Genomic DNA, 12,214 nt, shown 5'->3' on the forward strand with positions numbered 1-12,214 from the left:
GTCGGTCTCGACCCGGTTCCGTCGCGATTCGCCGCTCAGCCCTCGGCGCCCTCGCGGAGTTCCTCGTACATCTCGACGAACGAGGCCTCGCAGGACTCACAGCAGAAGTGGTACGTCTCGCCGTCGATCGTTCGGGTCTCCCCCTCTGCGGTGACGGTGTTACCACACTCGTCGCAGGTCAGCGCGAGCTCGGCGCCGTCGACGGCCGGGTTCCACGACCGACCCGCCAGCAGCGACACCTCGTACTCGCGGATCTCGTCCATTTCGACGGTGGATTCGAGCAGGGAGAGCACGTCGCCCTCCGGGACCGTGGCGGTGAAGACGACGCGCTCCTCGGCCGTGGTGAACACGTGTTCGACCGCGTCGGCCTCGCCGAGCGAGTCGCCGACGGCGGACCCGGCTCGCGGAGTGACCGTCAGCGTCACGAGAACGGGGACGCCCTCGCGGAGTTTCGACCGGTCGACGTCGACGGTGAACCCCCTGATGACGCCCAGGTCCTCGAGTCGCTCGACGCGGTCGGCGACCGCGGGCGGCGAGAGGTCGACGACGTCCGCGATGTCTCTCCAGGAGCGGCGGGCGTCGTCGAGCAAGAGACGCAGTATCGTCCGGTCGGTGTCGTCGAGGTCGCGCATAGCCGAGTGCAGGTCGGCCGGGGGCAAACTGGTTTCGGGTCCGAGCGCTCGGAGCCGCGCCCGGGCCCGGCTCAGGCCGGTTCGCTCGCGCTCTCGGTCGGTTCCTCGCCCGTGCCGACGAATATCGTCCGGGCGACGGCGTCGGGGACCGACACCGACTGGTCGCCGTCGGCGAGCGCGACGGTCACCATCCCGATCGGTGCGACCTCCTCGACGACGAGTTCCGTGCCCGGCGTGAGCCCGGCGTCGTCGAGGTACGCGAGTTCGTCGGGGTCGCGGTCGCGGACGCGCCGGACGACGACGGTGTCGCCCTCGGCGCACTCGGCGAGAGTCGTCCCCGAGGACTCGTCGACCGGGTCGAGGGCGTCGGTCGGGATCGGGTCGCCGTGCGGGTCGACGGTCGGGTCGTCCAGCATCTCGGCGACGCGGCGCTCGAACTCCTCGCTGATGTGGTGTTCGAGCCGGTCAGCCTCGTCGTGGACGGCCGCCCAGTCGTAGCCCAGTTCCTCCGTGAGATACGTCTCCAGCAGTCGGTGGTGACGGACCACTTCCAGCGCCACGGTCTCCCCCTCGGGCGTGAGTCGTACCCCCTTGTACTTCTCGCGCTCCACGAGCCCGCGATCGGCCAGCGTCTCCATCATGCTGGTCGCCGTCGGCGGCGTCACGTCCAGCAACTCCGCGATGTGCGAGGTCGCCACCGGCTCCTCGCTCTCGCGCTGGAGCTCGTAGATCGCCTTCAGGTAGTCTTCCATCTTGGCGCTGAGCATCGACCGGGATTAGACGGATCTAAACCTTAAGGGTGTTGCACCGAACGGTTCGGATCCGCGGAACCGCCCGAGTGGCTCACCGCCCCAGTTCGTAGAACTCGTCGTTAGGCCGCATATCGGCCAGGTGCGCCATCCGGTTCGAGAGGTTGAAGAAGGCGGTGACGCTCCCGATGTCCCAGATGGCGCGTTGTGAGAACCCGTGGTCGCGCAGTCGCTCGAAGTCGCCCTCGCCCACTTCGGCCTGGTTCTCGGTGAGTTTGACGGCGAAGTCGAGCATGGCGCGTCGCTTCTCTGAGACGTTCGCGGTGCGGTGGTTGCTCATCAGTTGCTCGGCGATATGGGGGTCCTTGGCGTAGATCCGCGCGAGCGCGCCGTGGGCGACGTTGCAGTAGAGGCAGTCGTTGGCGCCGCTGACGGCGACGATTATCATCTCGACCGCCGCGCGGTCGAGTTCGGTGTTCTCCACGAGCGCGTCGTAGTACTGGAAGAACGCGCGGAAGTGCGACGGTCGGTAGGCCATCGCGAGGAAGACGTTCGCGATGAAACCGGCGTCGTCCTCCTCTTCGGCGATTCGCTCCTGGACGTCCTCGGGCAGGTCTTCGACGTCCGGGACCGGGAACCGGGTCATTGCTGGGTCGTTCATACGTCATCGAGCGCCCGGCACGGCCTTCAGTGCTCGGTCGCTCAGTTGGCTGGTCCGTCGGTCCACGCGAGGGCATCGACACACCCCGAGAGAGGTAAGTGTCGCGCCGCCCTCGAATCCGAACGGATGTACAGGAACGGCCACCTCGGCGCCGCGCTCCTCGTGTACGCTCCGCTGGGCGGGGCGCTTCTCGCGGGCGGGTTCGAGGCCGCGGCGCTGGTCGGCGGCGGTGTCATGCTCGCGCTCGCGGGACTCCCGGACGTGGACCACCGGATCCCCTTCGTCGAGCACCGCGGGTGCACTCACAGCGTCGCGTTCGCACTCCTCGTCGGCGCGGTGCTCGGCGGCGCAGGGGTGGCGCTCGGACTGGAGTCCGAGGGCGGGAACCCCGCGGCGCTCGGCGCGTTCGGGTTCGTCCTCGGGACGCTCGCCGTCGTGACGCACCTGTTAGCCGACGTCGTCACTCCGAAAGGTATCACGCCCTTCTGGCCGGTCTCGGACGTTCACTACACGCTTTCGCTGACGCGCGCGGACAACGTCGTGGCCAACTACGTCCTGTTGACCGCCGGCGTCGCCGTCACGGCCGGAGTCCTGCTGGTCGCGGGCAGCTAGAGGGGCTCCCGTCGGCAGGGAGCGGCTATAGAAGGTCCTGGTCGTCGAGCTGGTCCATCACGTCGTCGACGAACGCGTCGACGTTCTCGTAGGGGAAGTTCCCGCTGCCGAGCTTCGTGTTGAGCTCCATCGCCGTCATCGAGAAGTCGCCCGACTCGAACTTCGTCCCCGGACCGTTCGGGAGCGCCGGAACGAGGTCCATCGGGCTGGAGATCGGGTAGTCGGCGCCCTCGAACGCGTCGGTGAACTGTTCTCTGAGGTCGTCTCTGTCAACCATACGCGTACCATGTCGACAGCAATGTAAAAAAGATTCGAGATTCCCATCTCTAAACGTGTTGTCCGTTTATTATGGCTCGTGTCAGTCCGATCCAAAGATTCCTGTCGGTGGCGCCGTAACTCGGCCTATGACCGACGACCGACTGACGAGGCGCCGCGCGCTGGCACTCGGCGGGTTCGCGCTGGCGAGCGCGACCGCCGGCTGTCAGGTCACCTCCGACGGCGGACCGACGGGCGAGACGACGAGCCCAGCGAACACCGACGCCGACGCCGATGGCGACGGAAGCGGTGATTCCCCCACCGGCGGGGAAACAGACGTACCGAGCGAACAGCCGACAGAGGACGACGGCGACGAGACGGGGACGTCGGCGTTCGAGGACCTGTCGGTCGGCGCCGAGCGGGTCGCGTCGGGGTTCACGTCGCCCATCGGGCTCGAGATCCCGCAGGTCGGTCGGCGATTCGTCGTCGACCAGACCGGACAGATCTACCTGCAGGACGGCGACGGCGTCCACAAGGAGCCGTTCCTCGACGTGTCCGACCGAATGGTCGACGTGAGCGGGTACTCCGAACAGGGACTGCTCGGACTCGCCTTCCACCCCGCCTTCGAGGAGAACGGGCGCTTCTTCGTCCGCTACAGCGCGCCGTCCCGCGAGGGAACGCCCGACGGGTACTCACACACGTTCGTCCTCTCGGCGTTCGAAGCGGAGCCGGACGGGACGACGGCCGACCCGGACTCCGAGCGAACGATACTGGAGATCCCCCAGCCACAGGCCAACCACAACGCCGGTGCGGTCGCCTTCGGCCCCGACGGCTACCTCTACGTCGCGACGGGCGACGGCGGCAGGGCCGACGACCAGGGCAACGGGCACGTCGAGGACTGGTACGACGCCGTCGGCGGCGGCAACGGGCAGGACGTCACGGAGAACCTCCTCGGGAGTATCCTGCGGATCGACGTGGACAGCGAGGCGACGCAGTCGCCTCGAAACGGAGGCGGGGAAACCGCCGACGAGGAAAGCGACGACGAACCGTACGCAGTCCCGGACGACAATCCGCTCGTCGGAGAGGACGGACTCGACGAACAGTACGCCTGGGGCTTTCGCAACCCCTGGCGGTTCTCCTTCGGCCCGGACGGACGGCTGTTCGTCGCGGACGTGGGACAGGGCGCGTGGGAGGAGGTCAGCGTCGTCGAGTCGGGCGGTAACTACGGCTGGAACGTCAGGGAGGGCTCACACTGCTTCCAGGCCGAGGACTGTCCCGACGAGAGTCCGCGCGGTCGCCCGCTGGAAGATCCGGTGATCGAGTACCCCCACGGCGGGAGCGATGTCAGCGGCATCGCCGTCATCGGCGGGTATCTGTACGACGGCGACGCGATTGCGGACCTTCGCGGGCGGTACCTCTTCGCCGACTGGCGAGCACAGGGGCGACTGTACGCCGCTCGCGAACCGGACGGCGACGACGAACGCTGGCCGACGACCACGGTGTCGGTCGAGTCGGACGAGCAGTTCGGGCCGATGGTGCTCTCGTTCGGTCGAAACCCGGAGGGAGAGCTGTTCGTCTGCACGACCGCGGAGGGACAGGTCACGGGCGAGACGGGGGCCGTGTTCCGGCTCACGTCGGCGTAGACGGCGAAACGTTCGCGGTTCGGTCGGCTGTTCGCCGAGCGGTCGCCGTCTCAGTCGGCGGTGACCGGCTGGCCGTGCTGGATATCGGTCCCGAGCACGTCGAGGAACTCCGCGATCCATTCCGGATGATCGGGCCAGGCCTGGGCGGTCACGAGGTTGCCGTCGCGGGCGACGCCTTCGGCCCAGTCGCCGCCGGCCGCATGCACGTCCGGTTCGAGCGCCGGATAGGCCGTGCAGGTCCGTCCCTCGACGACGTCGGCGGCGACGAGGATCTGCATCGCGTGGCAGATGGCCGCGACCGGCTTGTCCTCGGCGAAGAAGTGCTCCACCGCGTCGATCACGTCGTCGTAGTTGCGGACGTACTCCGGCGCGCGACCGCCCGGCAGGACGAGCGCGTCGTAGTCGGCCGGGTCGACCTCGGCGAGCGTCGCGGTCAACTCGAAGTCGTGCCCGCGCTCCTCCAGATACGTCTGGTCCCCCCGGAAGTCGTGGACGGCCGTCTTGACCGTCTCGCCCGCTTCCCTGTCCGGACAGACCGCATCGACCTCGTGGCCGACCGCCTGAAGCGCCTGGAACGGTACCATTACCTCGTAGTCCTCCCCGAAATCGCCGGTGACGAGTAGTATCTGCTTGCCAATCATAGTTGTGTGAACCCCACTGGATCCACATGATAGTTGGTTGTAATGCGGCATAAGCCTATCTCGACCTATCGGGTTACGGATCCGTACGCGCCGGGACGCGACGGACGCGGCTTCAGTCGAGGGCGGCAGGGAGGTCGGCCAGCGAGTCGAGGACGAAGTCCGGGTCGATCACGCTCTCGGCGACGTCGGCGCGGTCGGCCACGCCGGTGAGGACGAGCGCGGTCGCCATCCCGTGGTTCGCGCCCATGGCGAGGTCGGTATCGAGACGGTCGCCGACGACGAGGCAGTGTTCGGGAGCGACGCCGAGTCGGTCGAGCGCGTCCGCGGCGGCCTCGTCCGACGGTTTTCCGAGCACGCGGTCGGGTTCGCGTCCGACCGTCCGTGCGATGGCACCGATGACCGCGCCCGACCCCGGTACGAACCCGTCGGCGGTCGGGATGGTCCGGTCGGGGTCGGTCCCCAGGAACGTCGTGGTCTCGTCGACCCCGGCGAGCGCCTCGGCCATCGTCTCGTAGTCGAAGGTCTCGTCCCACGAGGCGACGAACACGGTGGCTTCTCGCGGGTCGTCGACGAGTCGCTGCCCGGAGTCGGTGAGATACGCGGCCAGCGACGGCGACCCGACGAGGTAGGTGGGGTCGGTGGCGTGGTGGTCGCGCAGGTAGTCGCGCGTCACCGTCGACGCGGGGAGGGTCAGCGACTCGTCGGCCTCGATACCCATCCCGGCGAGGCGCTCGACGTACTCTCCGGGCGTCTTCGTCGGGTTGTTCGAACAGAAGCAGACGCGGATGCCCCGCGCTCGCAACTCGGCGATGGCGTCGGCGGCGCCCGGGAGCACGCCGTCGCCGCGGTACACCGTGCCGTCGAGGTCGACGACGACGCCGCGGATTTCGTCCGTCGGATCGTCCGGATCGGAAGTGTCCGTCATTCGGTCGCTCGATCCGGGGTTAGCACCGGTCCGTCAATAGGACACCGGTCGGCGGAGTCGGGGGCGCGAGGTGCGGTCGGCGGAGTCGGGGACGCGAGGTGCGGTCGACGGAATCAGGGGACGCGAGGAGTGGTCGGCGGCGAGTCACCGGAGCTTCCGGTGCCACCGCGGCCCGGCCCGACTGGAGAGGAAGACGCCGACGGCCGCGGCGAGCACCGAGACGCCGACCGCGACGCCGTTCGCCGTCGTCGGTGCCTGACCGTGCGCGAGCGCGGCGACGACGAGCGGCGTCGAGACGAGCGCCAGCGCCGCGCCGAAGGCGACGAACAGCGGCGTGTCGAACAGCAACTCGTTCGGGGAGAAGCCCGTCACGTAGGCAGTGACGCCGTAGACGTAGACGGCGACGAGCGGGAAGACGACGACGCCGACCGCCACCTCCGCGGCGGGCACCCACACGAGCGCGAGCGCGAGGTAGAGGAGCCCCGCAGGCACCGAAAGCAGGAGGTACGCGGCGCGCTTGCCGGCGAACACACGGTCCATCGCGACGGGGTAGCGGAGGTACTCGTCGGCGCTGTCGAACTGGGTGACCCAGCTGTAGGTGGTGAACGCGCCCAGTCCGAGGAGCGTGCCGACAGCGACGCCGTAGGACGGGTCGAGGGTCGTCGCGCGGGCGACCTCGCGGACCAGCAGCGCCGTGACGCCGAAGAGGACGCCCATCGAGAACAGCACTTTCCACACCGACCCGCTGGAGCGGGCGACCTCCAGGATCGTTCGCGTCGTGATCCCCCGGTCGTCGCCGATAGCCGAGCGCAGGCGACTGTATCGGTTCGGCGTCGAGCGGGCCGCGCCGCCACCCACCGGCTGGAAGGTCAGCGGTCCCGCGACCAGCAGCGCGAGCGCCGGACCGAAGCCGGTGACGGCGGCCCGGACCGACGGGTCGAGGTAGAAGCCGTACGGCGAGAGCGCCACCGCGTCGAGCCGTCCGGTGACGACGCCGACCGCGACTGCTGCCACGAGCGCCGCGACCGCGGCTCTGCTCCGGGTTCCGACCCCGGCGAGCGTGAGGCTCGTCCCGACACCGAACGCGAACGCGCCGGTGGTGGTGACCCAGAGCAGGCCGACCGCCGCCGGTGCGACGCCCTCGGAGAGCGCCACGGCGGCGTACCCCAGCGCGAGCGGCGCGAGGAAGAGCCACGAGTAGTAGAGCAGGTCCTTGACGACGAAGACGGCGAGCAGGCGCCGCCACGTGACGGGGAGCGTCCGCGCGGAGAAGACGAGCAGCGTCGTGTCACCGAGCACGTCCCGGAGCGCGTCCCGGCCGACCAGTCCGATGGTCCCGACCTGCAGGCCGAAGAAGAAGACGAGCCCGTGGATGCCGGCCGCGACGGCCTCCGCCGACGTGCCGGTCAGCGTCAGCAGCCAGAATCCGGCGCCGCCGACGAGCGCGACGACCAGCGGGAACAGGGCGAAGCGGTCGCCGAACAGTTCGGCCTGGAGGCGCCACTCCTCGCGGATCATCCGCGCGAGCAGTCGCCTCGAGAGTCCGCCGCGTCCGGGGCCAGCGCCGGCGGCGCCGCCGGTCCCAGTCACGTCGTCGCCGCTCATGGCTGCGGTTCACCGGCAGCGTCGGGGGTCGGAGCGGCCCCATCACCCGCCGCCGGCTCGACCTCCCGTCTGAAGTAGTCGAGCAGTTCCTCGTCGGGGGCGAGGTCGCGCGGGTCGCGCTCGGCGACGAGTTCGCCGTCGCGGATGATCCCCACCCCGGTACAGAGCTCCTCGGCGACTTCGAGGAAGTGCGTGGAGAGAAAGAGCGTGTTGCCGCGCTCGCAGTAGTCGCGCATGTGGTCTTTGACTTCCGCCTGCATGATCGGGTCGAGGTTGACGAGCGGTTCGTCGATGAACACCAGATCCGGTTCGTGGATGAACGCCTGTGCGAGCATGACTCGCTGGCGCTCGCCCTCCGAGAGGTCCGTCGACAGCGTGTCGAGTTCGTCGACGAACCCCAGTCGGTCGGCCCACTCGGCGATCCGGTCGTCGGCGGCCGAGAACCCGCGCACGTCGCCGACGAACTGGAGGTACTCCCGCGGCGTGAGGAAACTCGGCGGGTCCTCGCGCTCCGGGAGGATGCCGACCGCCTCGCGGACCGACAGCGCGTCGTCTACGGGGTCGGAGCCGAGCACTTCGGCGGTGCCCTCGGTCGGATCGAGTTGTCCCGTGAGGATCTCGATGGTCGTCGTCTTCCCGGAGCCGTTCGGGCCGAGGAGGCCGAACAGTTCGCCCTCGGGGACCGACAGCGAGAGTCCGTCCAGCGCCGTCGCGTCGCCGTACCGTTTCGTCAGGTCGTGAGTTTCGATCGCAGTCATGTGTGCTCCTGCCGGGACCCCCGGCGTTCGACTGCCGGATATCTACCGCCGGGCCGTATAGTGATTCGGACCGTCAGAATCGCTGTCACGAACGGGGTCGAGAACAGTCGCCGGTCGGTCGCCGGTCGAACGCTGGTTGGCCCCGGCCGATCCGGCCGTCAATCGCCGGCCGAACCGTCGGCGTCGCCGAGCGGTCCCGGTCCAGTGGGATCGGTCGCCCCGGTCGTCGAACGGGGTCCTCGCTGGCGACTGGCCCGTCGGCGGCGGGCGAGCGCGCCGTACAGTTCGTCGGGCACCCGTTCCCGGATCCGCTCCGCGACCTCGGCGTCGATGTCGACGGCTCTGGCGTCTTCGCCGGTGATGCTCTGGGATCCGGCGGTGTCGATGGTGACCGTCGAGAGGTCCCGCCGGCGCTGGAAGATGGTCTGGGTCGTGAAGACCGTCTGGACGCGGTGGTAGGGGACGACCTTCTGCTGGCGGACCCAGAAGCCGTTGCGCGTGACGACGTGGTTCTCGCCGAGCGCGTATCCGCGGTTCGCCCACTTCAGGTGCGCGGCGACGGGAACGAGCGGCAGTGCGACCAGCGGCACGTACCAGAACAGGGTGAAGTCCGTGACCCGCGTCCCGAGGTAGAGCAGACCGACGAGCACCGCGAGCGCGGCGGTGTACCGGAACGCGTAGCGGAGGCGGGCCCGCTTGGGCGGGCGCTCGAAGCCGGTGGCGTCGAAGGCCTCCAGCGAGCGGGCCAGCGTCACGACCCGGTCGCGTTCTGCCACTGGGATCGCCGACTGCGAGCCGTTCGACTCGCCGCTCGTCGGCGTGTAGCCCGCCGTCTCGATGGTCAGGGCCGCGTAGTCCATCGCGCGGGCGAGGACGTTCTCTCGGACCGTCAGCGTCTGGACCTTCGAGAGCGGGATCGTCCCGCGGAACTTCTGGAGGAGTCCCCGCTCGTAGCGCAGTTCCTCGTCGCCCCGGTCCAGTCGGAACCCGTAGTAGCGCGCGGCGTTGAGCACGCCGGAGACGAGCGCCAGCGCGAGGATGACCGCGAGCGCCGCCACGGGACCGAGTATCGCGCCGACGACGTTCTCCAGCCCGAGCCCGTACTCCCAGTACGACTGCGGGTCGAACATCGAGACGGCGGAGGGCGCGAACACCGACGCACCGAAGAAGAGGAACGAGGCGATCCGCAGGTCGACAGAGACCAGCGCCAGCACGCCGAGTTCCCGCTCGGTCATCTCGAAGACGGTCTCGAACCGCTCCTCGTCGGGTTCGACGGTCCCCTCCTCGGTCGCCTTCGCCGCCCGACTCAGTCGGCTGATCTCAGACTGGAGGCGCTCGGCCTCGTCGTCGCCGACGTAGCGCAACTGGGCCTCGGTGCCGCCGCCGCCCGCGGTCTCCAGTCCGACCTCCGCGATGCCGAGGATCCGCTGGACGACGTTCTGGCTGATGTCGACGTTCTGGATGCGTCGCAGCGGTATCTCGCGCTGTCGGCGGGAGAACACGCCCGACCTGATGTCGAAGGTGTCCGGGGTGAGTTCGTACTCGAAGCGGCGGTACTGGGCGACGAGATACCCCACGAGCGCCGCCGCCCCGAGGACGACCGCCAGCGCGACGCCGATGGCCATCAGGCTCCTGTCGGGCCCGAACAGCGCCGAGAGGCTCGACCCGCCGAAGACGAACAGCGCGATCACGATGCTGATCCCCTGCTGGCTGATCCGGTAGGGGACCGTCAGCACGTGCAGGTTCCGGGGCCCTTCGATGCGCGGCTCTCCGGCGTCGGGCCCGTCCGATTCACCGGCCGGTGTGTCGGGGCCCTCCGATCCGCTCGTCGGTCCGTCGTCGGTCCCCGATTCGCTCGACGGCGTGTCGGTCGGTGGCTCGTCCCCGTTCATACTGCGTCTTCGTCCTCGGAGGCGATCGCGAGTCGTTCGAGCCGAGACTGGAGGTCCTCCGCCCGCTCGGGCGTCAGTCCGGGGATGGTCACGTCGGCGCCGCGGGAGCCGGCGGTGTACACCACCAGCCTCGAGAGCCCGAGCGCGCGCTCGAAGGCCGAGCGGCGCGTGTCGATGTGCTGGACGCGGACGTACGGGACGACCGTCTGAACCTTCGTGAACACGCCGCGGGTCAGGTACAGCGACTCCTCGCGGACGACGTAACGCCAGGAGCGGTAGAGATACAGCGTCCGGGCGAGGCCGTAGAGGGCGAGCAGCAGGAAGACGACCGCCCCGACGCCGACCGCGTTCGCCATCCGGGCACCGGGCAGGAACTCGTTCGCGAAGGCCCAGGTCCCGGCGCCGGCGGCGAGCGCGGCCGCGACGGCGCCGATCAGCGGACCCACCATCCAGGTGATCCGGACCCGCGAGTGGAGGGTCCGGGGCTCTCCCGGCGTCTCCACCGACTCGGCGATGGGCTCCCGTTCCTCGCTGTCGGGGGCCGTTTCAGCCGTCGTCGCGTCACCGGTCTCGCTCGCCTCCGACGCGCCGGTCGTGCCCCGGGAGGGGGCGTTCGACGGGTCCGAGCCGACGCCGGTCGACTCGCCGTCGTCTTCGGGCGGGTCCGCGTCGGCCGATGCCCGGTCGGCCGTCGGGTCGGCGCCGTCGCCGTCGTCGCGGGGATCTGTCATCGATTCACCCGTGGGACGGGTGCGGTAAAGTGGTATCGACGGCGAGCCGAGCGAGAGACGCCGGTCAGGTCACTCGTGGCCGGAGACGCGCACCGGTTCGTACGGCGCTTCGAGGTACTCCACGTCGGAGTCCGACAGCGAGATGTCCAGCGCCTCGACGGCCTGTTCGAGGTGTTCTATCGTCGTGGTCCCGACGATGGGCGCGTCGACCCACTCCTTGTCGAACAGTCACGCGAGCCCGACCTGTGCCATCGTGACGCCGTACTCGTCGGCGAGCTCTTCGACGCGTTCGTTGATCTCCCGACCGCCGCCCTCGAAGTACGGGTGCTCGCGGGCGTAGTCGTCCGTCTCGCTGCGCGTGGTCGCGTCGTACTCCTCGTGCGGTCGTGTGAGGTAGCCGCGTGCCAGCGGCGACCACGGGATCACCCCGACGTCCTCCTGCTGGCAGTACGGGAGCATCTCGCGCTCCTCCTCGCGATAGAGGAGGTTGTAGTGGTTCTGCATCGTCTGGAAGCGCTCCAGCCCCAGACGGTCGCTGGCGTGCAGGGCGTCGGCGAACTGGTGGGTCCACATCGAGGACGCGCCGATGTAGCGCACCTTCTCTCTGCGGACGGCGTCGTCGAGCGCGCGGAGCGTCTCCTCGACGGGCGTATCGTAGTCCCAGCGGTGGATCTGGTAGAGGTCCACCGTGTCCATGCCCAGCCGGTCCAGCGAGGCGTCGAGTTCCTGCTCGATGGCCTTCCGCGAGAGGCCGCCCGAGCTCGGGTCGTCGTCGTCCATCTGGAAGAAGCCCTTCGTGGCGACGACGCTCTCCTCGCGGTGCCCCTCCAGCGCCTCGCCGAGCACTCGCTCGGACTCGCCTCGCGAGTACATGTTCGCGGTGTTGTCAGACTACGTCTGACAGCTAATCAGAACGCTTCGCGTTCTGATGATGTCGAAGAAGTTGATCCCGAGGTCGCGGGCCCGCTCGACGAGTTCGACGCCCGCCTCCTCGTCCAGCACCCACTCGCGCCAGTCCGAGGAGCCGAAGCTCATACAGCCCAGACAGATACGGCTGACCTCGACGCCGGTCGAACCGAGGGTGGTGTACTCCATGGACGGTCGGAGGTG

At 69.2% G+C, this 12,214-nt stretch carries 12 protein-coding genes and 1 pseudogene; 2 read left to right on the plus strand and 11 right to left on the minus strand.

All coding sequences use genetic code 11. The annotated features are described in order from the left end of the window. Positions 1 to 35: 35 nt before the first annotated feature. The 3 genes from D1409_RS04630 to D1409_RS04640 form a co-directional block, all read right to left on the minus strand. Positions 36 to 632 (minus strand): winged helix-turn-helix transcriptional regulator, encoded by a 597-nt coding sequence (locus tag D1409_RS04630; protein WP_123534479.1) that lies wholly within the window; start codon positions 630 to 632, stop codon positions 36 to 38. A gap of 71 nt (positions 633 to 703) precedes the next feature. Continuing rightward, positions 704 to 1,399: a metal-dependent transcriptional regulator gene (locus D1409_RS04635; protein WP_123534481.1), complete on the minus strand. Its 696-nt coding sequence runs from the start codon at positions 1,397 to 1,399 to the stop codon at positions 704 to 706. A gap of 76 nt (positions 1,400 to 1,475) precedes the next feature. Further along, entirely contained in the window at positions 1,476 to 2,042 is a 567-nt protein-coding gene (locus D1409_RS04640; RefSeq protein WP_123534483.1) for a peroxidase-related enzyme, read from the minus strand. Between the two features lie 126 nt (positions 2,043 to 2,168). On the opposite strand from D1409_RS04640, the gene D1409_RS04645 reads away from it, so the two are divergent. Beyond that, positions 2,169 to 2,654, plus strand: coding sequence for a metal-dependent hydrolase (locus D1409_RS04645; RefSeq protein WP_123534485.1), 486 nt, complete (start codon positions 2,169 to 2,171; stop codon positions 2,652 to 2,654). Positions 2,655 to 2,679: 25 nt separating this feature from the next. On the opposite strand, the gene D1409_RS04650 is transcribed toward D1409_RS04645, so the two are convergent. Continuing rightward, positions 2,680 to 2,931, minus strand: a complete 252-nt coding sequence (locus tag D1409_RS04650; RefSeq protein WP_123534487.1) for an MTH865 family protein — start codon at positions 2,929 to 2,931, stop codon at positions 2,680 to 2,682. Positions 2,932 to 3,058: 127 nt separating this feature from the next. Here D1409_RS04650 and D1409_RS04655 point away from each other — a divergent pair, with 127 nt between their 5' ends. Continuing rightward, entirely contained in the window at positions 3,059 to 4,552 is a 1,494-nt protein-coding gene (locus D1409_RS04655) for a PQQ-dependent sugar dehydrogenase (protein WP_123534488.1), read from the plus strand. Between the two features lie 50 nt (positions 4,553 to 4,602). On the opposite strand, the gene D1409_RS04660 is transcribed toward D1409_RS04655, so the two are convergent. The 7 genes and pseudogenes from D1409_RS04660 to D1409_RS04690 all read right to left on the minus strand — a co-directional run bounded on the left by D1409_RS04660 (position 4,603) and on the right by D1409_RS04690 (position 12,199). Beyond that, complete coding sequence (locus D1409_RS04660) at positions 4,603 to 5,193, minus strand: DJ-1/PfpI family protein (RefSeq protein ID WP_123534490.1); 591 nt, start codon at positions 5,191 to 5,193, stop codon at positions 4,603 to 4,605. 112 nt (positions 5,194 to 5,305) lie between these two features. Beyond that, positions 5,306 to 6,118, minus strand: a complete 813-nt coding sequence (locus tag D1409_RS04665) for an HAD-IIA family hydrolase (RefSeq protein ID WP_123534492.1) — start codon at positions 6,116 to 6,118, stop codon at positions 5,306 to 5,308. Positions 6,119 to 6,262: 144 nt separating this feature from the next. After that, a complete protein-coding gene (locus D1409_RS04670) occupies positions 6,263 to 7,723 on the minus strand; it encodes a hypothetical protein (RefSeq protein ID WP_235853497.1) in 1,461 nt (486 codons plus the stop codon). Beyond that, positions 7,720 to 8,481, minus strand: coding sequence for an ABC transporter ATP-binding protein (locus D1409_RS04675; RefSeq protein WP_123534494.1), 762 nt, complete (start codon positions 8,479 to 8,481; stop codon positions 7,720 to 7,722). Before D1409_RS04675 ends, D1409_RS04670 begins: the two co-directional genes overlap by 4 nt. Before the next feature lie 158 nt (positions 8,482 to 8,639). Next, positions 8,640 to 10,373, minus strand: coding sequence for a PH domain-containing protein (locus D1409_RS04680; RefSeq protein ID WP_123534496.1), 1,734 nt, complete (start codon positions 10,371 to 10,373; stop codon positions 8,640 to 8,642). Continuing rightward, a complete protein-coding gene (locus D1409_RS25700) occupies positions 10,370 to 10,822 on the minus strand; it encodes a PH domain-containing protein (RefSeq protein ID WP_123534844.1) in 453 nt (150 codons plus the stop codon). The genes D1409_RS04680 and D1409_RS25700 overlap by 4 nt, the downstream gene beginning before the upstream one ends. Positions 10,823 to 11,173: 351 nt before the next feature. Then, positions 11,174 to 12,199 (minus strand): annotated as a pseudogene (locus D1409_RS04690) (aldo/keto reductase). Between the last annotated feature and the right edge of the window lie 15 nt (positions 12,200 to 12,214).

The organism is Halosimplex salinum, assembly GCF_003730195.1.
Taxonomy (GTDB): Archaea; Halobacteriota; Halobacteria; order Halobacteriales; family Haloarculaceae; genus Halosimplex; species Halosimplex salinum.

What these genes read in the sequence shown, in the direction of transcription:
- D1409_RS04630 (WP_123534479.1), bottom strand. Translation starts at nt 632, where the DNA reads ATGCGCGACCTCGACGACACCGACCGGACGATACTGCGTCTCTTGCTC.
- D1409_RS04635 (WP_123534481.1), bottom strand. Translation starts at nt 1,399, where the DNA reads ATGCTCAGCGCCAAGATGGAAGACTACCTGAAGGCGATCTACGAGCTC.
- D1409_RS04640 (WP_123534483.1), bottom strand. Translation starts at nt 2,042, where the DNA reads ATGAACGACCCAGCAATGACCCGGTTCCCGGTCCCGGACGTCGAAGAC.
- D1409_RS04645 (WP_123534485.1), top strand. Translation starts at nt 2,169, where the DNA reads ATGTACAGGAACGGCCACCTCGGCGCCGCGCTCCTCGTGTACGCTCCG.
- D1409_RS04650 (WP_123534487.1), bottom strand. Translation starts at nt 2,931, where the DNA reads ATGGTTGACAGAGACGACCTCAGAGAACAGTTCACCGACGCGTTCGAG.
- D1409_RS04655 (WP_123534488.1), top strand. Translation starts at nt 3,059, where the DNA reads ATGACCGACGACCGACTGACGAGGCGCCGCGCGCTGGCACTCGGCGGG.
- D1409_RS04660 (WP_123534490.1), bottom strand. Translation starts at nt 5,193, where the DNA reads ATGATTGGCAAGCAGATACTACTCGTCACCGGCGATTTCGGGGAGGAC.
- D1409_RS04665 (WP_123534492.1), bottom strand. Translation starts at nt 6,118, where the DNA reads ATGACGGACACTTCCGATCCGGACGATCCGACGGACGAAATCCGCGGC.
- D1409_RS04670 (WP_235853497.1), bottom strand. Translation starts at nt 7,723, where the DNA reads ATGAGCGGCGACGACGTGACTGGGACCGGCGGCGCCGCCGGCGCTGGC.
- D1409_RS04675 (WP_123534494.1), bottom strand. Translation starts at nt 8,481, where the DNA reads ATGACTGCGATCGAAACTCACGACCTGACGAAACGGTACGGCGACGCG.
- D1409_RS04680 (WP_123534496.1), bottom strand. Translation starts at nt 10,373, where the DNA reads ATGAACGGGGACGAGCCACCGACCGACACGCCGTCGAGCGAATCGGGG.
- D1409_RS25700 (WP_123534844.1), bottom strand. Translation starts at nt 10,822, where the DNA reads ATGGTGGGTCCGCTGATCGGCGCCGTCGCGGCCGCGCTCGCCGCCGGC.